This window comes from Paenibacillus sp. FSL H7-0326, assembly GCF_001955535.1.
GTDB classification, from domain to species: domain Bacteria; phylum Bacillota; class Bacilli; order Paenibacillales; family Paenibacillaceae; genus Paenibacillus; species Paenibacillus shunpengii.
Genome location: NZ_MPVN01000004.1, coordinates 383,096 through 407,787, shown reverse-complemented (window position 1 = coordinate 407,787; position 24,692 = coordinate 383,096). Strand labels below are relative to the sequence as shown.

Genomic DNA, 24,692 nt, shown 5'->3' with positions numbered 1-24,692 from the left:
TACTGGATCGGTATTCTTATTCGTAGTCTTCACTTGCAGATAAGACGATTTAGAATAAACTGCAATTCTTAGCGTATGAAAAAACCGCCAGAGCATAATGCACTGACGGCGATAAGTCCAATCAAATATAGGATTATTAAACGAGAACCTCTTCCTTCTTCTCTTGAGCTTGGGCATCAACTGGCTTCAGTGCTTTCTGTCCTACACTGTTCAGGAAGTTCCAAGGCTTGTTGTAGTGCGGCTGGAAGAAGAAGTCGATAAACGCCAGCTCATCTACAGTCATCTCATTCTGGATACATACGGACAAGGTATTAATCGACTGTGTAAGCTCGGCTTCACTCATCAGCTGTGCCCCAACGATCCGTCGGGATTCCTGCTCAAATATCACTTTAATCAGAACCTTCTCTGCCGTAGGCATGAATTCCGGACGATAGCTGTCCTCGAGAGTAACGCTCTCGACCTTAAGTCCCGCTGCTAATGCCCCAGCTTCTGTCAGGCCTGTTCCCGCGATGTTCTGTTCATAAATCTTGATCCCTGATGTACCTTGGGTTCCCATGTAGCGGGTCACAGGACCCTTAAGGTTGCGGGCAACGAGCGTACCCATGCGCACCGCATTGGTGGCGAGCGGAATATAGGATGCTTGTCGAGTAGGATTGTAGTAGATCGCACTGCTGTCTCCGGCTGCAAAGACATCAGGATTACTGGTGCGCATGTAGCGGTCCACCAGAATCGCTCCGTTCGGCATCATGTCAACCTGGCCCTTTAAGAGCTCGGTATTCGGACGGAATCCGATACACAGAATGACCAGATCGGTTTCGTAAGTGCCTTTATCGGTAACGACTTTACGCACGCTGCCCTCTTCTCCTTCGAAGCGGCTCACTTTCTCGCCAAGCACAAGCTGAATACCCTTGTCCGTGAGGTCGGACTGAATACGGTCGGTAAATTCAGCATCCAAATACTTGCTTAGAATGCGGTCTTCTGCATCAATCAGCGTTACTTCTTTGCCATTCATCTGGAATGCTTCGACCAGCTCAATACCGATATAGCCTGCACCTACAACGGTTACGTGGCGTGCATCTTGAGATTTGGCAATAATCGTATTGGAGTGCTCATAGTTCTTGCACAGAAGCACGTTGTTCAGATCAATCCCTTCAAGATTCGGAATAATCGGCCAGGATCCAGTCGTCACAATCAGCTTGTCATAAGTGTCCACAAGCTCCTCACCTGTGTTCACGCTGCGTGCTTTTAGTGATTTGGCCTTCGTATCTACTTCAGTTACTTCATGGAGCATACGCATTTTGACGCCCAGCTCCTGCAGCTGTGCAGGTGAAGAATAGAATAACCCGTGAGGATCTTTAACGACCCCGCCTACATATAGTGCAATCCCGCAGGATAAGAAGGAAACATTGTCATTACGTTCATAAACGGTAATTTCGGCATCTGGATAAAGCTTTGCTGTATTAATAATGGCTGCTGTCCCAGCGTGTGTACATCCAATAACGGCTACTTTCATTCTAAAATACCTCCTTAAGGTTAAAAAAGAGCTTTATGGTTGTGATGTGAAATATTTCACTACTATAGGGTTAACGATGCCAGGGCTTTATTTCGTCAAGCTAAGCTAATAACCATCCATCGAAGCTCTGCCCTGAAGCATCCTGCCTTTGTTAATTGTGATTTATTTCACTATGTCTATGTCTTTATTATAATGTGACACATTTCACAATTCAAGCCCAAGTTTAACTTTTTACAAAAAATTTTGTTTATAAGGCCGCTAAAGAAAACAAATGAACTCAGAAAGCCTTGATTAGAAAGGGAATTGATACATTTGGACCGTGCTCCTTCGTTCCCCGAAAGACAGCTGGACCTCCCTGCTGCCATTGGCGATTCCATATTTTAGGAGTAGAATGAGACCTGTTAGCGGATCAGCCGCGAAATACGGTTTATTTTATTAGGAAAGGAGCTGCACGTTATGAAGTTCTCTTGGAAACGGAATTTGTTTGTGCTATGGGTCGGTGTCTTTTTTTGCAGCACAGCTTATTCCATCTCCATCCCCTTCTTGCCCATATTTATGAATACCGAGCTGGATGTCGGAGAAGACTATATCGAGCTGTGGGCCGGGGTTGCTTTTGGGATTACTTTTCTCGCCAGTGCACTGATATCCCCTTACTGGGGCTCTCTTGCTGACAAATACGGGCGAAAACCGATGCTCATTCGCTCAGGATTTGCGCTTGCCTTCCTGTATTTAATCAGCTACTTTGTGCGCGATCCTTATGTCTTTATTGCGGTTCGCATCTTCCAGGGGCTGCTTGCAGGCTTTGTGCCTGCTTCCATTGCGCTTGTAGCCACAAACACACCGGAGGCCAAAACCGGATATGCTCTCGGGATCATGTCGACCGCAGGAGCTACCGGCAGCATCATCGGTCCCTTGATTGGCGGAGTTGTCAGCCATTACTACGGTAACCGCAATGCTTTTCTGTTCTCTGCCCTGATTGTGCTGGTGTCCGCACTCATTGCTACCTTCTTTGTCAAAGAGCATAATTTCAATCGTTCTGCCGCCCGTTCAAGAGTACGGGATGATATTAAGCAGGCATCTGCCAATAAACCATTCATGGCACTGCTCGCCATTATGGCCGTGACGACTTTTTCTGTCATGATTCTGGAGCCGCTTCTTACCGTATACGTCATGGAGATGGGTGTATCGGTTGATGAAGCCTCCCTGACCTCTGGAATTATCTTCTCTTCCGTCGGCATCGCGACCATCATTATGGCTCCTAGGTGGGCCAAGATTGGACAGCGAATCGGCTACTCCAAAATTCTCATTATTGGACTTGTCGGCGGCGGACTTGGCAACATGCTTCAGATTCTTGTAAGCGATTATGTCGGCTTCGGCCTGCTTCGGTTCGGATACGGATTGTTTTTTGCTGCCGTGTATCCAACCATTAATGCACTCATCGTGGAAACGACGGATTCCGCATTCAGAGGAAGAGCCTTCAGCCTCAATCAATCCGCTTCGCAGCTCGCGACCATGGCAGGGCCAATTATCGGCGGTCTGCTTGGCAGCCTGATGCCGATCCGCTGGATCTTCGTCCTTAATGGACTCGTGCTTCTTATCGCTGCCTGGATGATCATTCGCAGCAGGCGAAGCAGCAATTATGCCTTTACCAAATCTTCTTCACCTGTACTTAAACAGGTGGATCGGTATTAGCATTTACAAATCAGCCGTTTCAATTCAGCACGATATATGGAAAGCATGATCTCAATATAAAAAGCTTGTCATCCCATAGAATCTTTTGATTCCATCAATGGGTGACAAGCTTCGTTTTTTTCAAAATAATATAAAATTTACCTACAACAGCTTCTCGATGAGCTCGGTCATTTCTTCTGGAGATTGCTTCGGCTCAAACCGCTGAACCACCTGTCCATCCCGATCAATGACAAACTTCGTGAAATTCCACTGGATGTCGCTGGTCTCGCCAGCACCAGGCTCCTGCTCTTTGAGATACTGGAACAAGGGATGCGTGTTCTCTCCGTTCACCTCTACTTTGGCAAAGACCGGAAAATTCACACCGTAATTGATCTGACAGAACTCTTCTGCCTCGCCGCTGGTTCCCGGCTCCTGCCCGCCAAACTGATTACAAGGAAATGCAAGTACAACAAGCCCTTGATCCTTGTAACGGTCATAGAGCTGCTGAAGCTCACCGTATTGCGGCGTCAGCCCGCATTTGCTTGCTGTATTCGCAATAACCAGCACTTTCCCAGTGTACATATCAAGAGGGACCTCCTGATTGGCCGTTGTCACTGCAGTGTAACCATATACTGACATGTTCTTGTGCCTCCTTCTTAATCTCATCTAATATTTACCCGTTCGTCTTACAGCTCTAATCATACCAAATCCAGACGTGAAACAAAAAAGGCCTCCCGCAAGGAAGCCTTAATGAATGGTTTAATCCCGGACTCGAAAATTCCCTAGACTCAAAAATTCACGAGGTCTGGTGCCTTACACACCCGCCACTTGACGAATCTGGGTATGAATCGAATTCGTTGCGCCCACAAGACCCGCATTATCTTTACCTGCAAGTGCATATGGCAGACAGAGCGGAACGCCTGTACGCGGATCAGTAATAATATCGGCCTCTATCCCGAACACTTCACGCATGACATCTGACGTCATGACCTCCTGCGGAGATCCGATCGCCGCTGCCTTACCCTGTTTGATTGCAATCATATGATGGGCATAGCGTGTAGCATGGTTAAGATCATGCACAACCATGACAATTGTACGCTGTGAGCTGATATTGAGCTCCTCCAGCAGCTGAAGCACCTCTAGCTGATGCGCCATGTCAAGGAAGGTTGTCGGCTCATCCAGGAACAAGATGTCGGTATCCTGAGCAAGTGCCATCGCAATCCATGCACGCTGGCGCTGACCACCGGACAGCTGGTCAATGGGACGATCATGAAATTCATTCAAGCCTGTCGCTTCAATGGCCCACTCGACCATCTTCTTGTCTTCTTCCTTGAGTGAACCGAAGCCCTTCTGATATGGAAAACGACCATAGGATACAAGCTCAGTTACCGTCAGACCTTCCGGAGCTGTAGGATTCTGCGGCAAAATAGCCAGCTGCTTTGCCACTTCACGCGTTGACTGCTTATGGATGGATTTGCCGTCCAATAATACTTGACCCGCCTTCGGCTGCATTAAACGTGCCATCGTTTTGAGAATTGTCGATTTCCCCGATCCATTAGCTCCAACAAGGGCTGTGATTTTCCCTTGTGGTATTTGGATATTCAAATCCTCAACAATAAGTCTATCCTCATAGGCTATAGACAGTCCGGTCGTTTCTAAACGAAACATGAGCGATCATCTCCTTAGAATGGTTGTCAATCAGAAACGTAAATCTTGGATGTATGTAAATGAAATGTATTTCGTATGAAGATCAGATGAGTGATCAATGAAAATAAGCGTTTAAATTAAAACTCTATTTAAAGATACTGATAATCATTATCATTTGTCAAGTACTGTGATCGATGCTCACACAAAAAACACACCTTCTAGTGTAAGCTAAAGAGTTCATCTTAAGCCTGGAATTAGAAGGTGTGTCACATTAAATGGTTATTTCATTTAACAAAGCGTTACCTGCCTCTGCGTCCTCCGCCCCTGCGGCTGTCACGCCCTGCAGCAGAGCCTCCTTGGCTAGAGCTCGGACCTGGACGGCCTCCCGTCTGCTTGCCGGAACGTCCCGATGAGGACGGACCACCTCGTCCATCTCTGCTGCCACTGCCTCGGCCAGAGCTCGGCTTGCTGTCTGCACGCCATGGGCGATCCTTATCCGCTCGCTTTTGACCTCCACGACCGCCGGATCCGCCATCACTGCGTGATCCGCGCGCATTGTCCTGGCGTTCGCCTGAACGCCCGCCTGTGCCCTTGCGAGCGCGATCTCCGCTATCGTCTCTTGACTTACGTGCGCTGCCCTGTCCGCCGGAGCGGCCACCGTCACGCTTCGCATCCGAACGCACTTTGCGTGTATCGATTGTGCTTCCTCCGCCGCTGAACTTCTGGAGCGAGCCCGGCTCGCCGGCATAGCCGCTCTGCCAGCCAATGCGGTCCAGACGCTGATCTGTGCCCTGCTCAATACGTGCGAGCTCCGGCTTGTCCTTCGGTGCGGCAAAGGTAAGCGCTAGTCCCTTGCCGCCTGCTCGCCCTGTTCTGCCGATCCGGTGAATGTAGCTCTCCGGGTCATGTGGAATGTCATAGTTAAACACATGAGTTACGCCTTCCACATCCAGCCCTCTAGCAGCGACATCCGTAGCGACAAGCAGTTGCAGCTTGGCATTTCGGAACGCCTTCATCACCGTCTCGCGCTTCGCTTGGGATAGATCGCCATGAAGCTCATCGCTCGCATATCCCAAGTCCTGAAGCGCTGAATTCAGCGCAGACGCACGGCGCTTGGTACGGCAGAAGATGATGCCCAGGTATGGACGATACTGCTCAATCGCACCAATGAGCGCTTCCTGCTTCGTACGGTCCGTACATTCTACGACCAGCTGACGAATCTGCTTAATAGGAATCACAGAGTCGGATTTGACTTTAACATCAATCGGCTCCTTCATGTAGGTGCGGCCCAGTCTGCGGATGCCCGTCGGCATGGTTGCAGAGAAGAGCATCGTTTGACGCTTGTAGGGCAATGCCTTGATGAGCGTCTCCACCTCGTTCAAGAATCCCATGTGGAGCATTTGATCGGCCTCATCTAGAACGAGAATCTTCACTTTGTCCAGCGCAAGCGTTCCTCTGCCCAGATGATCAATGAGTCTTCCTGGCGTACCGATAATAATTTGGGCTCCGCCCTTCAGCTTATGCAGCTGCTTCTCCACGTCCTGACCGCCATATACAGCAAGCACTCGGATGGCTTCGTTCGCTTCCGTCAGCTTCTTCGCTTCGGTCGTAATCTGCAGCGCAAGCTCTCGGGTCGGTGCAATGATTAGAGCCTGTGGGGATCGATCCTCCGCATGGATACGCTGCAGAATAGGCAGCATAAATGCAAACGTCTTGCCTGTTCCTGTCTGTGCCTCTGCAATCACATCCGAACCCGCAAGGGCAAGCGGAATGGACTTCTCCTGAACCGGTGTTGGGGTAGCAATTCCCTGCTGACGCAGAACCTCGCTCCATTCCGGCTTAATACCTAATTGTTCAAAACTCAAAATAGTCACCTCATAATATCCATTCGCTAAAAAGACTTATTTCATCACTTTGCGTATGATTTTCAAATTGTTTTTTGACGGATATTTCATCTTGATGTCAAATTTATTGGTCTGCTTAAGCACACTCTTCATGTGAGAAAAAGCAGCAAAGCTCGATTCTCCATGATAGCTGCCCATCCCGCTCTCTCCGACTCCGCCAAAAGGAAGATGCGGTGTGGCAACATGCATCAGTGTATCATTAATACAGCCTCCACCAAAAGAAATTTGTTCAATAATGCGCTCCTGCACCATTTTATTCTCTGTAAATAGATACAAGGCGAGCGGTTTAGGGCGCGCATTGACCATATGCACCACCTCATCGAGATGCTGATAGGTCATCATAGGAAGAATCGGTCCGAAGATCTCCTCCTGCATGACCGGGTCCTCCCAGCTGATCTCCTCCAGGATGGTAGGTGCAATCTTCAGGGATTCCTCGCGCACTTCGCCGCCCAGCACAATAGAGCCTGTCTGCAGAAATGCTTGCAGCCGCTCAAAATGCTTGGGAGATACGATTCTTCCGTAATCCGGATGCTCCACCGGTTCTTTGCCGTAAAAAGACTTGATCGCCTTAGCATACTCCTCTACAAAGGCATCCCTGACACCCTCATGCACAAGCAGATAATCGGGAGCTATACAGGTCTGACCCGCATTCGTGACCTTGCCAAAGGCAACCCGCTTGGCCGCGAGCTTTACATGAGCGTCCTGATGAATGATGCAGGGGCTCTTACCGCCCAGCTCCAGCGTAAGTGGAATCAGCTGCTCGGCTGCAGCCTTCATGACGACCTTGCCCACCGCGACACTGCCGGTGAAGAAGATCTTGTCAAAAGGCTGACGCAGCAGCTCCTGACTGGTCTCCACCGCGCCTTCAACCACTGTGATATAAGCGGGGTCATACAGCTCTCCGATCAAGGAGTTGAGCACAGCGGAAACATGCGGTGTCAGCTCTGACGGCTTGATGACCGCTGTGTTACCGGCAGCAATAGCTCCTAGCAGCGGAGACAAGGCCAATTGGAAGGGATAATTCCACGGAGCGATAATGAGAGCTGTGCCGTATGGCTCGGCCACAATATATCCCTTGCTTCCAATGTGCGTCTTCAGGCTTGTCTTTACTCTCTTCCGTTTCATCCATCCCTTCAGCCTTTTCTTAATAAAATCGATCTCCTCCAGCAATATGCCATATTCGGTCATGATCGCTTCCTGCTCACTCTTGTTCAGATCGATTCTAACGGCCTCCAGAATCTCGGGCTTGCGCCGTACGATACCTTCTCTCAGCAGTCTTAGCTGCTCCAGCCTGAACTCCAGTCTGCGCGTCGCACCGCTGCTGTAATAGTCTTTTTGTCTCTGCACAATCTCATGGATTCCGTTCATTTGTGACAACCCCACCCTTACTTTAAAATCTACCTGAGCGAATAATATGGATAATGAACCACACCACCATAAGAGCCGCTACCGCAAGCCCAATCTCAACAATTGGAATATTCCACTTCTGTTCACTTAAGGCAGCCCCGACGATAAGCCCAACCATCAATATACTGAACGCAAGCAGTACAATACTGAAGGACAGCCGATTGCTGATCTGATCAAGCTTCTTCATCACCTGCTCAACCTCTGGGACGCTCACCTCGAGTTTTAATTTCCCTTTGCTAATAATCGAGGTCAGAAGCCGGGCTTGCCCTGGCAACTCAATGATGGATTCCACAAGGTCGCTCACACCGCTGAACACTTTGCCGCGAAGGCGTCTTGTATTGAACTTCTCACGTACCAGCTTGCGACCGAAGGGCTCGGCCATATCAATAATGCTGATGCTCGGGTCCAGGTGCTCAATAACCCCTTCCAAAGTGACCAGTGCCTTGCCCAGCAGGATAATGTCCGGGGGAAGTGTGATTTGATGACGCTGCGCCACACCAAACAGATCGCTCAGTGCCTTGCCTATGCTGATTCTGGAGAATGGAATGTCATAGTATTCATCCCGCAGCCGGTCTAGATCACCGTGCAGTACGCTCATATTGATTCCTTCAGGAATCATGCCAAGCTTATCAATAGCTCGAACCATGCTGTCTGTGTTCTTACGCATCAATGCGATAATCAGCGATGCCAGGTGCTCCTTCATATCCCCATGCAGACGCCCCACCATGCCAAAATCGAGATAGGCCAGCGTCTCATCCTTCATAACCATGAGATTTCCGGGATGGGGATCAGCATGGAAGAAGCCCTCAATAAAGATCTGGTTCAGCATGGAGTCAACCAGCTTCTGGGCGATCCCTTTCAGCTCATACCCCCGGTTAAGCAGCACCTCGCGCTGATTCAGCATAATTCCATCCATGTATTCCATCGTCAGCACCTTGGCACTCGTGTAGTCCCAATATATTTTCGGGATATGTATTTGCGGATGATCGATAAATTGTTGCCCAACTTTCTCTGTATTTCTTCCTTCATGGCTGTAATCAAGCTCGGCGAGCAGAGAATCCGCGAATTCTTCCACCATCTCCCGAAGCTGATACCTAATCACCCACTCCCACCTGCGCTCAGCAAGTGCCACAAAGTCTCTGAGTATATCAAGGTCTCGTCTAATAATCGGAGCAATGCCCGGTCTCTGTATCTTGATGGCTACCTTCTCTCCCGTCACCAGCTTGCCAATATGGACTTGTCCTATGCTGGCCGCTGCCAGTGGCGTATCATCAAAATGGCTGAGCACCTGCTCGAGCGGTACTCCCAGCTCCTGCTCCAGAATGCCCTTTGCCGTTTCAGACGAGAAGGCAGGAACCTGATCCTGTAATTTGGTCAGCTCTTGTACGATACCCGCAGGAAGCAGATCCGAGCGGGTACTTGCAAGCTGGCCCAGCTTCACAAAGGTAGGACCCAGATCCTCCAGCACATGCCGTATTCGTTCACCCAGCGATTTGGATTCGGGAATACCCTCCCGCATAATCCACCGTCTAGGCAGTGATAACGCTTGAAAGAAGCCCATTTCCTCCACCATATAGCCGAAGCCATGACGCATCAGCGCCATGGCAATATCTCTGTACCGTCCTGCATTTTGTACACGAACAGCCATTATTCAATCTCTTTGGTAGGAGGCTGCATATCAGGCGTTGTTTCATCAAGCACCGGCGTTTCCGGCAGAGGCTTATTCGGCAATTCCGGATCTGCTGCGGGCTTCTGCTGTGCAGCCTGAGCTTCAAGCTCAGCGATACGCTTCTCCAATCTCGCCACATCTGCTCTTGTCGGCACACCAAGGTCTACAAGCACCTTCTCCACCTGATCCGTAATCGCCTTCTTGATCCCGGCCGATTCCTCGGCTCCACGTTCCATCAGCTTATCAATAACTGCCTTGGATTGAGACGGAGCAAGCTCTCCGCGTTTAACAAGCTCATTTACAGCACCTTCAATCTTTTCCTTACTGTAAAGAGTAAATCCTACGCCAAGGGATACTGCCTTCTTGAACAAGTCGCTCATGATTACGATGGCCTCCTTTATTTTCCTTTATTGAATCAATTTATTATGAAATTAATTCTATTATATCTGCTTTTGCCGTCTTATACTCTCATCTTTGTACGCGTCGCCCACATTGCAGACTGAACGATCAGCTTGCGGAAGGGCTCCGCGGAGAAGGAAGGAACATCATGTCCCGGCATAAGGTATACGACTCTCCCCATTCCGTAAGAGTGGGCCCAGGCACAAGGCCACGTGCCTTCACCATCTGTATATTCCAGCAAGACCGTCTTCTCCGAAAATGAATCGAATTCGAATCGGTACGGTTCTTCCTCCATTGTAAAATGATTTACCCCCTCAACGATGGCGTGACCCTCCGCGGCCACTTTAAATTCAAGCTTCCGTGGTGCCGGGTGTCCTGTAAATCTTCCCCCGAGCAGCTGAGCGATCTCATACCGATTGTGCATCGAGATCCCATTATGCAGCACCAGCAGCGCTCCGCCTCCGCTTACATAGCTGAGCAGACCCGCTGTTTGCTGGGGTGCAATGGCTCCCTTCCAATCATCCACATAGGAAATGAGCAGATCGTAGCCGGATAAGTGCTCAGCAAGCAGCAAGTTTCGATTCTCGCTGCACTGAACCGTCATCACATCCTGCAAAATATGGCTGATCTCCTCATCCACACCTTGCAATGGATGATACATCGGATGTGTGTAATCTCCTAACAGCAATGCTTTCTTTCGTTCCATCCTTCTTTCCTCCTTGCTCTTTCTTAGCCGTTTAGCTCATAGAGCCTAGTATAGCCTCAATCGATGAGCTAAATCCACACATTCTATCTCCTAGAATCAAGCCGGCTGTCACTGAATAATCACATAAAAATACGAACCAGGCCGGGCTTACTGCCTGAGCCGGTTCGTATCTAAGTTCGCGAAGCAAGCCTTTATTCCTCTAATCACTATGAATTCACCCTTCAAGCTTCTACGAGTTCATTCTCCACATCACCATCGGGAAGCTTCTTGACAAGAATTTTGCGGATGCGCTGCTTGCCCACTTCCTCGACCTTATAACGAAATCCGCGATAATCAAATTCCGGACGCTCCTGCTTGGTCGGAATCCGTCCGAGTGTCCCAATCATGAAGCCGCTAAGGGTCTCATACTCATCCTCAGGCAGGCTGGCTCTCACAATATCAGCCACTTCATCCAGACGAGCTGTTCCGTTAAACGAGTAGGTTACCTCATCTATCGCTTCGTAAATGGATTCATCCTCATCATATTCATCGTATATCAAGCCTACAATTTCTTCGATGAGGTCCTCAATTGTGATAATACCGGCAGTTCCTCCGTATTCATCAACTACGATGGCCATATGCACATGATTCTGCTGAAGCTCTTCAAGCAGATCATCACCCTTTTTGGTTTCTGAGACGAAGTAAGCGGGCCGAATGATATCCTTCAGCTGTCTTGGATTCGTATTGTTCTTATTAAACTGCATAATCAGATCCTTCACATGCAGGATTCCGATGACATTATCAATTCGTTCTTCGAACACCGGGAACCGTGTATACTGCTCAGACTGAACCATTTCCAGCACATCATCAAAAGGCGTATCCACGGAGATGGAGACCATGTCTGTGCGATGTGTCATCATATCGGATACCGTTTTATTATCAAAATCAAAAATATTGTGAATGATCATTTTCTCACTTTGCTGAATGGTACCTCGTTCAAGACCCGTATCCACCAGCATCCGAATTTCTTCCTCAGAGGCTTCCTCCTCCTCCGAATTCGGATCGATACCGAACAAGCGCACCGTTACATTCGTGGATGCAGTGAGCAGCTTGACGAATGGGGCTACGATCTTTGACAGCAAGCTGAGCGGCCCAACGACGGCAAGGGCGATCGCCTCCGCCTTTTTCATCGCAATACGTTTCGGCACAAGCTCACCGAATACGAGCGTGAAGTAAGACAGAATAAGCGTAATGACAATGACCGAGATCGAAGACAGAACAGAAGGAGCAACGTCCACTCCGATCGAGATCAAGTAATTGACCAGCAAGGACGCGAATTTATCGGCCGCAAAGGCACTGTTCAGGAATCCCGCCAGTGTAATCCCGATCTGGATCGTGGACAAGAAGCCTGTCGGCTCCTCAACTAATTTCTCCAGCTTCTGAGCCCGCTTATTTCCTTCCAGGGACAGAACCCGAATGCGATTATCATTAATGGAGATCAGTGCCATTTCAGATGCGGCAAAAAAGGCATTGACCACAAGCAGCACGAGGATAACGATGATGTCAAATAACAAGGGTTGCACCTCCCAAGAGATATCAATAAATCGGACAGTGCCTATATCGAATAGATCAGGTCATCCGCCAACATATGTACAATTTTTCTAATTAAATAGGAGAAATTAATTCTAATTCTTACTCTTTTCTAAACACAAACACGGAATCTTTAAACGAAAACACAGAGAAAACACCTCACCTCGTCATGCATCAGGTAAGGTGTCTTAAGGAATAGCATGTGACAAAGCCTGCTTCCTTATACTGTCTTCTGCTCTGCAAAATACTTGCCAAGCGCGACCATCATACTGCCCATACGCTCCTCGGCAGGAACGACCTTGGGTTCAACCCCTTCTTCGATCATCGCTTGCGCTGTCACCTTGCCTACAGCCGCTGCCACGATGTCTTGTTCAAGCCGCTGCTTCATCTGTTCAAGCTTCCCGTGCTGTTCAGCATATTCCACCAGAAAACGGATTTGTGGTGCACTGGTAAAGGTGATCGCGTCAATCTGCTGATTCAGGATGTCGGACAACAATAGAGCAAGTTCACTCTCCTCAGGCGGCACGTGCCGGTAAGGCAAGACCTGCGTAATCTCCTGTACACCTTGATCGGAGAGCCATGCCATAAGGCGCGGCGCGGATTCGCCATGCAGCTGAACAAGGACCCTGCTGCCTTCAAGCGAATAAGCTCCAAGCTCACGAATAAGGCCTGAAGTGCTTCCATCATCATCTCTTACTACCGGCTTTAGTCCTCTTTTGCGCAGCGCATTCACGGTCTTGTATCCTCTTGCAGCGATTTGGGACTGCGACAGCGCCGCAGTAAGAGTATCCTCTACGCCCATCTGTTCTGCCTTACTAAAGATCGCATCAAGCCCCATCCCCGTCGTCAGCAGAGTCCAATCGGGCGGATGCTTCACCCAAGCCTCTATACTGCTCTCTAGATGTTCGTCATCGAGAAAAACAGTGCCTTGCGCCGGCCGCAGTACCGGGGTTCCGCCCAGCTTCTCAATAATCATGGACATTTCCTCTGACTTTCGAGGACCTGCCAGCGCTACTTTTTTACCTAGCAAATTCTGAGCCATGTGCCTTACTCCCCTTCACTATACGAGATCTTGTATCTAGTATATAAGGAGCTTGGCCCAGAAGAAAGTAATCCCCCAATTTCTATATGGATTCGTTACTGCGTCAGGAACCTTCTGCCGAGCCTGCGTTCCCATTCTGAGAGGTTCCACTTTTTTTGGTGGGGCTCCGATGCTGAGAAGACTCATTCTGAGCAGACTGCGCTTTTTGAGTGGATTTCTCCGCTTGAGCAGACTGCGCTTTTTGAGTGGATTTCTCCGTTTCGGTAGATTCTCCCTCTTGAGAAGATGGCCCGTTCTGGGATTCCTCGTTCTGTGCAGACTGCTTGTTCTGAGTCGCCCCATCCGTCTTATTTTTCTTGGACGGCCTGAAGATCAGGTAGATCAGCACCGGCATAACTAACGTGAATAAGAGCACGATTGCTGACCATTCCCGATCGAACTTGAATAGCTGAATAGAATCCTTGAAGAACCAGAAGGCACACACATATCCGAGCAATATGATCGGCCCCTGCATCATGCGTCCGGATATGTTTTTGTCTAAACAGCCCATACCGTAGCACACCACATAAGTGTTAAATGCAACCTTCGTCATATGTATAGGGAGAATCGCAGCGGCCAGAAACATATCGAACCGGTCCAGAAAGTCACTAATCTGCACTTGGCGGACAAGCTCATGGGACGGATAGGATATTCTTGGAATAATCGGCAGCCCAATGATCAGAATCATCATAATGATATCGATAACGAGAAGAAAAAAAGCGAAGGATAAGCCTTTGACAGCGGATTTCAGCTTGAAGGTCTCTTTTCCGAAAATGAACGGCAATATAATAATTTCTCCTGCGTAGGAGAAGAAGTACCATGTTCCATTCCCGACACCGATCAGATCCACAGGGAAAAACGGCTTTAAGTAGTGAAAGTCCAGCGCGCCGGATACAAACAGCGGGATCATAAAAATGGTGAGAATCAGAATCGGCATAAAAATCTCAGTCATGCTGACGACTGATTTCATGCCTCCCCGAATAATGAATCCCGACATGACAAAGATACACAGCAGAATGATCATGACGGGAGTAAGCGGGAGTAACGTGGTATCCACATACTCCGTCAGCAGCCTTGCATCTCTTGCCAGAATATAAAAATAGTACAGGACATACATCCCAACAATCACTCTTCCGACAAAAGGCCGGCGACCAATCATCGCCTGGAACAAATTCTGGCTGCCGAAGCGGCGCTGTGTTCGGGACAGCAGCCAGATGCAGATCAGGAGTACAAGATACACCAGAATAATGCACAAGTAGGCATGCTGCTGGCCAAATTGCACAATATCGGACGGAGAATGAACCAAGGTCATGGGCAGCGTAACCATGATAATCATGAGAACAAGCTGCCGCTCTGTCAATGGTCTAGCATCATGTTTCTTAACCTGTTTGGTTGTTCCACTCATATAATTATGCACCTGCCTTTCTTCTTACTCAGACGGAACAGGAATGTAGGGATACATCCACTGCGAGATTAGATATGTCGGATGGATTACAGGAATCGGTGATAGTGTGTAGATCCATATCCCGATGCCGAGTCCTATAATCACGTAAGATAAGATGCGATTAATCGGCTTGTAGTTTTTTAAATTTTTGTGATCCTTCAGCACGATAATCAGACTAAACACAACTACTGCCGACAAGGCCATGAGATTCATTCCGCAATATCCTCCTCTTCCACTGCGAATGGACTTGTAGCCGCTCCATTATTCTCAAGCCGATAATCGGCTTCTACCTCGAAAGTGATATTCGGATATATTTCGTACCAGCGTTCTCGTAATTTTGACCACAGCTGCGGCTTTTCTGTCTTAATAATTCTACCGAAGCCAAGTGCATCCGAATTATATTTCTGAAGCAGCTTGAGATCCTGAGTGATCTTTGCTTTCATGTATTCATTCATCTTCTGTTCAAGCTCTATAATATTGTTCTCATTATTGGTATCGAAGTTGGACTCGTTCGTCGTAATGGACATCCTGCCACCCGTGTACATATGAAACCGAACATCTTCTCCGTTCACAATCGGCTTGATCTTCGTATGATTTGATCTGATTAAGAAAAAAATCTTCCCTTCTCCACGGGGAACTGTAATCGGGAGCTCCAGTGTTCTTGCTTGATCCATTGCCACAAGAATGCCATGTGTATCCTGCTTCTTAATAATTCCGGTCAATTTATCGCCGCGGAATACAGCAAGTCCACCAACCCCGATATTTTTATGAGGCTTGTCGATCTTCTCGGGCACACTATCTACCGTTTCCACTAGCGGCATAATCGGATCGATCCCGTCTTCAAGCATCAGATTGACTACAGTCTTGAGCGTCCATGGCTTGCTGAGATACGAGAAGACAAGCTCACGAACCACTTCACCGGGATATTGCTCAATGGTTGGTTCTCCGTTAAGTACTTCATAGGCATGACCTTCGGTTACGACAGGCAGAGCAGACAGCCGGTTCTCCGGAAGCCGTCCGATGGAATCAAGCGCTTCTGCGATGCCCTCACGGGCCATCGCCTCTCCCACGAGCAGAGCCCTGCGGTGGGAGAAATACAGCTTACGGGATGTGCTCGTTTGTTCTTTTAAGGTGACTCCTCTTACGGTTTCACCGACACTTGACTTTAGAAACCAAGGGTTCTTATCTCCACCTCCACCCCCGCCATTTGATCCTGCGAGCATACCAGGAATGGTAATTTGAAGGGTAACTCTATACTTATCCTCCTCTTTATCAAGCGCAGTGCCGACTACAAAAGCAATATCGTTAATCTCTCTGCGATCCCAGCAGCCTGTCAGCAGGAGGCACAGCAGCAGGATTGTTACGGTTTTGGATACTCTGTTCATCAGATCAATTACCACCCTTCATCCGAGTTAGGAGACCCGTTCATTCCTTTGTCCATCCGCTTACGCTCATGATTGGGGGTTGATGATGGCTTGAATATCATCTTCCACCAAGGCACCCGCATGATGATGTCTTTCGATTCGCCTTTACGGTACGGACTCACACCAAGCAGATAGGGCTGTCCAAATGAAGTGAGCTGTGTCAGATGTGCTGAGATCAGGACTGTACCAATGACAATCCCGAACAGACCCAAGGTTCCAGCGAGGATCATGATCGGAAACCGCAGCAGCCGAAGCGTAATGGCAAAGTTAAACCTTGGAATGGTGAAGGAAGCGATCCCTGTCATGGATACGATGATAACCATCGGAGCCGACACGATACCCGCGGTCACAGCCGCCTGTCCGATAACAAGCGCCCCGAGAATACTTACCGCCTGACCGACTGCTTTAGGCAAGCGAACACCTGCCTCCCGCAAGGCTTCGAATGAAATTTCCATCAGCATTGCTTCGACCAGGGCCGGAAAAGGAATGGCTTCACGGGCAGCTGCTATACTGATGATGAGCGTGGTCGGCAGCATGTCCTGATGAAAGGTAGTTATCGCAATATATAAGGCAGGAAGAAATAATGCCACCATCATAAAGAACAAACGGATCCACCGTAAGAAGTTACTGATAAAGAATCGTTCATAATAATCCTCACTCGCCTGAAGCATCTGCCACATCGTTACAGGACCAAGCAAGGCGAAGGGAGTTCCATCCACCAAAATGCAAAATCGTCCTTCCAGCAGGTTGGCAACCACGGTATCCGGTCTTTCCGTGTAATGGAGCTGAGGGAACGGAGAGTAGGGATGATCCTCAATCAATTCCTCGATATAGCCGGATTCGAGCACTCCATCGATATTGATCTTCTTAATGCGCTGCCGCACATCATCGATCAGCTCCTCACAGGCGATCCCTTTGATATAAGCAAGCACAACACTTGTCTTCGTTTCTGTCCCGAGCGTGAAATTCTCCATCTTGAGCATCGGCGTCTTCAGCTTGAAGCGGATCAGCCCTGTGTTCGCTCGAATCATTTCGGTAAATCCTTCGCGCGGTCCCCTGACAACCCCCTCTGTCTGAGGCTCTTGCACAGAACGTCGAAGCCCGCCCTTAAGATCGAAGAGCAGTGCTTCGTCATTGTCTTCAACCAGCACAAGTACACAGCCATCGGTTACACCATCTGCAGCTTCACGCCAGGTCTTGGCCTTCTTCACATGAGACAGCGAGATCGGAACCTTCTCAAGCTCAATATCCTCTGATGCTCCCTGAACATTTGCTAGATCAACGCCTCTTACGAGAGGTAATATGATATGATCCTGCACTTCAAGAGAGATGACGATGCCTTCCAAGTAGGACAGGCATACGTCCGGGTACCCTTCATGCTTAATCTCGCGGAACACGAAGTCAGAGCAATCCTTGAACACCTCTTGAAGGACCTCAAGGTTCGACTTCAAATCCTTTACAATCGGTAATTTCAACTGTGGAAGCTCGGGAACCGCTTTATCCTCATTTGATGAGGTATCCCCCGATGGCTTCGAGTCCTCCTGATCGTCTGCGTCTGAATCTCCTGATTCTTTTGAATCTTGCTTATTCGACTGCTGATTCCCCTCTTGTTCTCCGGATGACGCCTCCGTCTGTTGTTCATCAGACTCTTGCTTTTTCTCAAGCCCTTGGTTGTCAGGTGTCTGATCCTCGGAGCCTTGCTTCAACTCTTCCTTCTCACTGCTCATGACTGCTCACCTCTCTTGTTCCGGCGAAGGTTAACTTCCATCCATTTTCTGAAAGATAGCATGCAACCATTGGCACCAAATTATGCAAAAAAGGATTTTGCATCATCCCAAAATGGAACGATACAAAATCCTAATAAAAAAGACTCTGCCAATGCAGAGCCTCTCATTTCTTTATATCAAGTTTTGCTTATCTGCGGCTTCGTCTTCTAAACAGGCTGTCCACTGCCAAATATCTGCTGCCTGCTACCGCGAGTGTTAACGCCATCCCAATTAGAGCGATATCGAGCTCATACCCACCTACAAACGGAGCACCCGCCTTCGCGGTAAAGATCGCTACAACCAGAAGGATGACAAAAATAACGCTGATCCATCTCGTAAACAGACCGATGATCAGAAGCAGCCCGCCGAAAAATTCAGCCAGAGCGACCAAAGTTGCCATAAAACCAGGAAGGCCAAGGCTCACAAAGTAGCTCTCCGTCCCTTCCATTCCTTGAAATTTGACAACTCCATGTGCCATGAAGATGAGTCCCAGCACGAGCCGGGTGATCAACAAACCAATCTCCATGCTGCGGATCTGACTATAATTGTTGTTATTATACATTTGATTTACTTCCTCCTTCTAATTGCTATTTTAATAATGTGCGTAATTAAATAATAAGAATAAGGCCGTCATGACGATAAAAGATATGGCGATATTCCATTTGGAATAAGGAAGCAGCAGCTCCTTGTCAGGCTCCAAAATTCTGGAGATTCGGTCATTAATGGAGACATCCGCGGCGAATGGTGAAACAACGGCTCCAGTAAACATCCGGTGATTCCGGCGAGCTGCACCTGATTTAATCAGCTTGATTAGTGCACCTCCGATTCCCAAGGCAGAGCCTGACTGCTTGATCGCATAATTATCGGCCAGAATCTCTCTGACCATCTTATAATTGGCTAATATGTTTTTTAGTATAGGTACATATCCAAGGATGGATACACTGAGTGTTAGCAAAAAAGTCTTGAGCGGGTCATAATGACGCAGATGATAGTACTCATGATAGAGTACTGCGTTTAATTCATGCTCATCGAGCATATCCATAAGCCCGGTAGATAACACAATTCTTCTGCGAAACATGCCAAAAGCAAGCGCAACAGGCTCGGCAGCCGATATGACGATCAGCTGCTGCTCCAGGTGAAGATGCTTATACCGTGAAGCCAGCTTCTTGGACGCATTATCATCCTTAAGCCACCGTATGTACTTATGCACATTCATTGTTCTGACCGCATGCTTGATGATATAGAGCAGCATGAGTAAGAACGTGCTTAATACCAATACATTCAACAAGTGAATAAGCGACCATAGCCCAAGCTCTTTCATCCAGTGTGTACACCAGGTCAACAAATTAAATGTAATCGGAACATTCCAGATCATATGGACACTGTACAGCCCCATCTGTGTGAAAATAGCAGCCATGATCCCCATGCCGACAGAGAACAACGCGAGGGAACGAGAGGACCACATCACTGTATCTCCTTCTTCCATTGTTCAATCTTTTGCTCCAGCCGTGAGATAAGATCCGGGTCAGCCTCCTCGACGGCATCCAGCATATGAGCTACAGCAATAGAACCAAACTGATCCATGAGCTCCTGTGTAAGCTCCTTGGACTTTGTGTTCATGAACTCTTCTCTGCTCTCGGCAGGAGTATATATCGATGTTCTTCCCTGCATTTCCTTCAGAAGCACACCTTTATCGACAAGCCGGTTCATGACAGTCATCACCGTATTGAAGTTCATCACCTTATCCTCACCCAGCTTCATTTGTACTTCCTTGATGCTAAGCGGTCCCTGACTCCACAATACTTCCATAATCCTTGCTTCCAGCGGTCCAAAAAATCGGTTCAGTCCCTGCTCTCCAACTTTAAAGTGACTTATCTTCATGGCGCACCCCTTCCACACTACTCATTGTAATGTCATATGTTCTGTTGTCAACCATAGAAGATAAACAATAATAGCCATGCAGGAATTGAATTCCGCATGGCTATGATTAGCAAGGAATCAATCTCATTCTACCATTAGCACATAGATAGGAGATTGATTCAAATATATTTGGATTAAACTTCTTCTGTTACTTTCAATTCAACCGACAGACCCAGACCCTCAGCGATACGTGTTCCGTATTCTGAATCGGCTTTGTAGAAATGCTCGATTTGACGGCGTTTGATCTCATCAGATTCTACCGGCATCATCGAACCTACAATATTTGCGACCAAGCGAGCACGCTCATCCTCGCTTAACAGACGATAGAGATCTCCTGCCTGAGAGTAATGATCATTACTATCATAGGATACTTGTGCTGCTTCGCCTGTTACTTCAAACGGAGTTTGCTTCGCGCTCGGATCCTCGAATGGCCCGCCGAAGCTGTTTGGCTCGTAGTACATGGAACGGCCGCCGTTATCGCCTGTCGCCATGAAGCCGTCTCGCTGATGATGATGAACCGGACATTTTGGGCTGTTCACCGGCAGCTGGTTATGGTTCGCACCAACACGGTAGCGGTGTGCGTCACCGTAAGCAAACAGACGTCCTTGAAGCAATTTGTCAGGGGACGCTTCGATACCAGGTACAAATGAACCCGGAGTGAAGGTTGCCTGCTCTACTTCAGCAAAATAATTCTCTGGATTGCGGTTCAGCGTCATCGTTCCTACTTCAATCAGTGGATAGTCTTTTTGAGACCAAACTTTGGTCACATCAAACGCATCATAGCGATACGTATTCGCATCTTCAATCGGCATGATTTGAACATACAGTGTCCAAGAAGGGAAGTCCCCATTCTCAATGGCGTTGAACAAATCTTCTGTATGATAATCAGGATTCACGCCTGCAATTTGCTCTGCTGTAGCGTTATCCAGGTTTTTGATTCCTTGGTTCGTTTTGAAGTGATATTTAACCCATACCGCTTGACCTTCAGCATTCACCCATTTGAAGGTATGGCTTCCGAATCCATGCATATGTCTCCAGGTTGCAGGGATACCACGGTCAGACATCAGAATTGTGACTTGATGCAAAGCTTCAGGAGATAGCGACCAGAAATCCCAAACCGAGTTCGGATTTTTCAAGTGTGTACGCGGATCTCTCTTTTGTGTATGAATGAAATCCGGGAACTTGATCGCATCACGGATGAAGAATACAGGCGTGTTGTTACCAACAAGATCGTAGTTCCCTTCTTCTGTATAAAATTTGACAGCAAATCCGCGCGGATCGCGCTGAGTATCAGCTGCACCAAGCTCACCGGCTACAGTGGAGAAACGAATGAACATCTCTGTTTCTTTGCCTACGCCGTTGAACAATTTTGCTTTTGTATACTCTGACATATCATTCGTCACTTTAAATGTACCGAATGCGCCGCCGCCCTTGGCATGCACGACACGCTCAGGAATGCGCTCACGGTTGAAATGAGCCAATTTTTCAAGCAAATGTACATCCTGAATCAAAGTTGGTCCGCGATGGCCTGCAGTCATTGAATTTTGGTTGTCTCCCACTGGAGCACCCCAGCTCGTCGTTAAACGTTGGTTTGTCATTTTGCTGCACCTCTCTAATCTTTGTCTATTTATATGTGTATTTAGATCTGATCTAAATTTATGTATAGATTGTAGCATGGCATCCGATCAGCTTGCATGAGGAACAAATGAACTTTTGAGAGCGTCACATGAACCTTATTTACATCAGATGAAGAACTGTGAAGATTATGGAAATTTCATGAATTCCCCAAAATAAAAAGAAGTCTTTAAATGCAGTCAAATGAACTGTCATTTAAAGACTTCCTTCTAGTCCGCAAGCCGGTAGCCGACTCCTCTTACAGTAATGATATATTTAGGTGCCGCCGCTTGATCCCCAAGCTTCTTGCGCAGACTCTTGATATGGACATCCACAACATTGCTGCCTCCGGTAAAGTCCGTCTCCCATACTCTTGATAGCATTTCCTCGCGGGAAATGACAGAACCCTTCGCGTTCATGAGAATAAGCAGCAAATCATATTCGGTCTTGGTCAGATGAATCTGATTGTCCTGCTTATACACAAGCATGCGTTCTGTGTCTACTCTGAGGTCCTTGAAGACCAGGCAATCACTTCTGTTCGGATTCACTGCTTGGTTATTTCCAGATGTACCTCGGCTAATAATCCGCTGAACATGATACAGTGCCTCATGAGGACGTCCAGGCCATACAAGCAGCTCTTCCTGAAGCAGCTCCGGAGCTGCCCCTCGAATGAAGTTCTCACTAACCAAGAACAAGGTCTGCCCGGCGGTCGAATTCTTCAGCTTCAGCTGCAGATCCAGTGCATCCATCTCATCATATGACGTCACATCATAGATCAGAAGATCATGGGGAATGCTTCCGTACAAGTCTGGCTCAAGCCGGTGGAACATCATCACGTCAAAACAGCGGTCCGTCAGCAGCTTCACCAGATCATGAACTTGATTCAGCAGGGGACTTACGAGCAGTATACGCTTCGTTACTGCACAGAACGGCACCACAGGCTCCTCGGCTCGATTAAACATTTGAACGGCCTTGTCCTGTGAGATACGAATCGAAGCATAAGGATACTGATTAATGTTCGCTATTTCTGCTTGCTTTTGCATTCCGGACATACACCTCCAAATACAACATGTGCATGATCAATTTCATACCCTGTCTCTTGTGCTACCAATTCCGTCCAGCTCTCAGGTACATCTGTCATCACTTCGTCAACCTTACCGCACACTTCACAAATAATATGTTGATGGTCATCTGTTCTGGCATCGTATCTGCTGGCGGTTTCACCCAGCTTAAGCTCTTGTATCAACTCTTTCTCCACCAGATACCGAAGGGAATTGTATACCGTACCATATGCTAGATTATATCCTTCCTGGGACAGCATGGTCATCACTTCTGCTGCTGTAGGGTGATTATGTGATTTGCGGACGACATCATAAACAGCTTGACGCTGAGTCGTTAAATTTAATGTTTTAGCCATAAGATCATCAGATCTCCTTCTATATGAAAAGAACTTATTTTTAGATTAAGTATAAATCTAAAGTCATAGGCAGTCAATCCCTGTATAAATTCCAATGCATGGACTAAAAATAGGGTGAAAACCACCCGGCAAACGATAGCTTTTGTCTTTTTCCCAGATTGCTTTACCAAAAATTTATATAGGGAGGCATATACATGCTCAAGGCTGCAGGCGCTTTTATTGTCTTATCCGTGCTTACCATAGCGTTTGATATGGCTACTGATTTTTTCTTCGGCCACGGCTCGATTGACTCTGCCTTTAACTTTGATAATTACATTCTCCGCCCGGCGGAAATAAACACGCTGATGCTCGTAGGGTCTGTCGTCTTTCTATACTTTACCGGCAAGCCGATTGGAAAAGGCCTGTTTAAACTATTCACACTTATTAACAAGCCTTTACGCGATGGTGGTGCTCCTCCTCTGTCTTCGCTTATGAATCCAAGCGGCTACAAGCAGCAGGCTGGGAAAAAAGAACAGAAATAAAGGATGAACATAATAGAAGGCGAGAACACCGAACTCAATTTGAAAAATATAATTTCTCGCCATACTATAGGACCATATTAGAAAGATAAAGGCCACAGGAATGACCAGTTTACGGTAAGGGATATTGAAAATATCTGATGCACCGATCAGCACAGCTGTGAAATACAATGCGACTCTGTAGAAATTAGTAATAATCATCGTCATCACGACCAGAATGTCTACCCGCTGGATAAAGTCAGAGATCTGAATGGTACTAATGGTGGATAGAACGGGAAATGGTGATCCCTTCGCGATATTGAGCCCCAATGAAGCTACATTTAAAAACATCGTCTGAGTGATGAGCAAACCTCCGATGATAATAGAAATTACGCCGATATAACCGCCTTTCTCAGGTCTTCGCATATACGGCAGCAGCATCAAGAAGAGGATCATTTCGCCGAAAGGAACGATAAGGGTATCTGTCGTAATTGCCTCCCATAGGGGCCCGATCCCATCAGCAAGTATGGGGAGGATATAATCAACATGGACTGAACCCGAAGCAAACAGCAAGACATTAATAATCAAAACAACAGAGAAAATAAAAACCATTAATAATACAGCTGTGCGAGCCAATACCTCAAAGCCTAAATAGGTCACATATGCCACACAACAAACCATGAGTGTAGTAATGACGACAAGGGGTGTATTATTCAGCAAAACGATGTTTATGAGATTGGAGCCTTCCCGCAAATTACGGGAGCCAATGTACATAAAATAGATCACATACATTAAACCCACCGCAGCACCCGCATATTTACCAAGTAATTTCCGGCTGATCGCTGTCAGGGGAAGTGTAGGGAAATGTCTGGATATAGAGGTATAGAACCAGAACAATACAGCCCCAAAGATCATACCGATCAGCGAGGCCATCCATGCGTCCCTGCCTGCCGAAAAGCCTAGATTGATGACCGCAGCAACACCTATTTCAAACATAAGCATCAAGGAAATCATTTGCCCCGTACTGATCTGGTTTCTATTCAT

The 24,692-nt window shown here is 47.7% G+C and carries 23 protein-coding genes; 2 read left to right on the top strand and 21 right to left on the bottom strand.

Annotation, left to right across the window (positions count from 1 at the left end; translation table 11 throughout):
• Window positions 1-136: 136 nt before the first annotated feature.
• Window positions 137-1,513, bottom strand: a complete 1,377-nt coding sequence (locus BK126_RS20745) for an FAD-dependent oxidoreductase (protein WP_076314448.1) — start codon at window positions 1,511-1,513, stop codon at window positions 137-139.
• Between the two features lie 456 nt (window positions 1,514-1,969).
• Between BK126_RS20745 and BK126_RS20740 the strand changes: the two genes are divergently transcribed.
• A complete protein-coding gene (locus BK126_RS20740; RefSeq protein ID WP_076314447.1) occupies window positions 1,970-3,205 on the top strand; it encodes an MFS transporter in 1,236 nt (411 codons plus the stop codon).
• A gap of 141 nt (window positions 3,206-3,346) precedes the next feature.
• Here the strand turns inward: BK126_RS20740 and BK126_RS20735 are convergent, their stop codons facing one another.
• The 19 genes from BK126_RS20735 to BK126_RS20645 all read right to left on the bottom strand — a co-directional run bounded on the left by BK126_RS20735 (window position 3,347) and on the right by BK126_RS20645 (window position 23,151).
• Window positions 3,347-3,823 carry a glutathione peroxidase gene (locus tag BK126_RS20735; RefSeq protein WP_076314446.1) on the bottom strand — a complete coding sequence of 159 codons (477 nt, stop codon included), beginning with the start codon at window positions 3,821-3,823 and terminating at the stop codon, window positions 3,347-3,349.
• Window positions 3,824-3,997: 174 nt separating this feature from the next.
• The gene (locus BK126_RS20730) at window positions 3,998-4,852 is read right to left on the bottom strand and encodes an ABC transporter ATP-binding protein (RefSeq protein WP_076314445.1); all 855 of its coding nucleotides are present in this window, start codon (window positions 4,850-4,852) and stop codon (window positions 3,998-4,000) included.
• A 278-nt stretch (window positions 4,853-5,130) separates the two neighbouring features.
• Window positions 5,131-6,699 carry a DEAD/DEAH box helicase gene (locus BK126_RS20725; protein WP_076314605.1) on the bottom strand — a complete coding sequence of 523 codons (1,569 nt, stop codon included), beginning with the start codon at window positions 6,697-6,699 and terminating at the stop codon, window positions 5,131-5,133.
• Window positions 6,700-6,732: 33 nt separating this feature from the next.
• On the bottom strand, window positions 6,733-8,103 hold the full coding sequence (locus tag BK126_RS20720) for an aldehyde dehydrogenase (RefSeq protein ID WP_076314444.1): 1,371 nt from the start codon (window positions 8,101-8,103) through the stop codon (window positions 6,733-6,735).
• Between the two features lie 22 nt (window positions 8,104-8,125).
• Window positions 8,126-9,790 (bottom strand): ABC1 kinase family protein, encoded by a 1,665-nt coding sequence (locus tag BK126_RS20715; protein WP_076314443.1) that lies wholly within the window; start codon window positions 9,788-9,790, stop codon window positions 8,126-8,128.
• Window positions 9,790-10,191, bottom strand: a complete 402-nt coding sequence (locus BK126_RS20710; protein ID WP_076314442.1) for a phasin family protein — start codon at window positions 10,189-10,191, stop codon at window positions 9,790-9,792. The genes BK126_RS20715 and BK126_RS20710 overlap by 1 nt, the downstream gene beginning before the upstream one ends.
• 80 nt (window positions 10,192-10,271) lie before the next feature.
• Window positions 10,272-10,916: a ThuA domain-containing protein gene (locus BK126_RS20705; protein ID WP_076314441.1), complete on the bottom strand. Its 645-nt coding sequence runs from the start codon at window positions 10,914-10,916 to the stop codon at window positions 10,272-10,274.
• Window positions 10,917-11,137: 221 nt separating this feature from the next.
• Complete coding sequence (locus BK126_RS20700) at window positions 11,138-12,469, bottom strand: hemolysin family protein (RefSeq protein ID WP_083656024.1); 1,332 nt, start codon at window positions 12,467-12,469, stop codon at window positions 11,138-11,140.
• Window positions 12,470-12,705: 236 nt separating this feature from the next.
• Window positions 12,706-13,527 carry a uroporphyrinogen-III synthase gene (locus tag BK126_RS20695; RefSeq protein WP_076314439.1) on the bottom strand — a complete coding sequence of 274 codons (822 nt, stop codon included), beginning with the start codon at window positions 13,525-13,527 and terminating at the stop codon, window positions 12,706-12,708.
• A gap of 103 nt (window positions 13,528-13,630) precedes the next feature.
• A complete protein-coding gene (locus BK126_RS20690; protein ID WP_076314438.1) occupies window positions 13,631-14,971 on the bottom strand; it encodes a GerAB/ArcD/ProY family transporter in 1,341 nt (446 codons plus the stop codon).
• 24 nt (window positions 14,972-14,995) lie between these two features.
• Complete coding sequence (locus tag BK126_RS20685; RefSeq protein ID WP_076314437.1) at window positions 14,996-15,223, bottom strand: hypothetical protein; 228 nt, start codon at window positions 15,221-15,223, stop codon at window positions 14,996-14,998.
• A complete protein-coding gene (locus BK126_RS20680; RefSeq protein WP_076314436.1) occupies window positions 15,220-16,395 on the bottom strand; it encodes a Ger(x)C family spore germination protein in 1,176 nt (391 codons plus the stop codon). The genes BK126_RS20685 and BK126_RS20680 overlap by 4 nt, the downstream gene beginning before the upstream one ends.
• A gap of 8 nt (window positions 16,396-16,403) precedes the next feature.
• Entirely contained in the window at window positions 16,404-18,161 is a 1,758-nt protein-coding gene (locus BK126_RS20675) for a spore germination protein (protein ID WP_083656022.1), read from the bottom strand.
• 187 nt (window positions 18,162-18,348) lie between these two features.
• Window positions 18,349-18,762 (bottom strand): DoxX family protein, encoded by a 414-nt coding sequence (locus BK126_RS20670; protein WP_076314435.1) that lies wholly within the window; start codon window positions 18,760-18,762, stop codon window positions 18,349-18,351.
• Between the two features lie 30 nt (window positions 18,763-18,792).
• Complete coding sequence (locus BK126_RS20665; protein WP_076314434.1) at window positions 18,793-19,665, bottom strand: M56 family metallopeptidase; 873 nt, start codon at window positions 19,663-19,665, stop codon at window positions 18,793-18,795.
• Window positions 19,665-20,081, bottom strand: a complete 417-nt coding sequence (locus BK126_RS20660; RefSeq protein WP_076314433.1) for a BlaI/MecI/CopY family transcriptional regulator — start codon at window positions 20,079-20,081, stop codon at window positions 19,665-19,667. The genes BK126_RS20665 and BK126_RS20660 overlap by 1 nt, the downstream gene beginning before the upstream one ends.
• A 173-nt stretch (window positions 20,082-20,254) precedes the next feature.
• Entirely contained in the window at window positions 20,255-21,718 is a 1,464-nt protein-coding gene (locus BK126_RS20655) for a catalase (protein ID WP_076314432.1), read from the bottom strand.
• Between the two features lie 246 nt (window positions 21,719-21,964).
• On the bottom strand, window positions 21,965-22,777 hold the full coding sequence (locus tag BK126_RS20650; protein WP_076314431.1) for a response regulator transcription factor: 813 nt from the start codon (window positions 22,775-22,777) through the stop codon (window positions 21,965-21,967).
• Window positions 22,756-23,151: a Fur family transcriptional regulator gene (locus BK126_RS20645; protein WP_047912458.1), complete on the bottom strand. Its 396-nt coding sequence runs from the start codon at window positions 23,149-23,151 to the stop codon at window positions 22,756-22,758. Before BK126_RS20645 ends, BK126_RS20650 begins: the two co-directional genes overlap by 22 nt.
• A 194-nt stretch (window positions 23,152-23,345) precedes the next feature.
• Between BK126_RS20645 and BK126_RS29185 the strand changes: the two genes are divergently transcribed.
• On the top strand, window positions 23,346-23,672 hold the full coding sequence (locus BK126_RS29185) for a hypothetical protein (RefSeq protein ID WP_090724741.1): 327 nt from the start codon (window positions 23,346-23,348) through the stop codon (window positions 23,670-23,672).
• Here the strand turns inward: BK126_RS29185 and BK126_RS20640 are convergent.
• On the bottom strand, window positions 23,586-24,692 hold the full coding sequence (locus BK126_RS20640; RefSeq protein ID WP_076314430.1) for a GerAB/ArcD/ProY family transporter: 1,107 nt from the start codon (window positions 24,690-24,692) through the stop codon (window positions 23,586-23,588). The two genes, BK126_RS29185 and BK126_RS20640, sit on opposite strands and share 87 nt — an antisense overlap.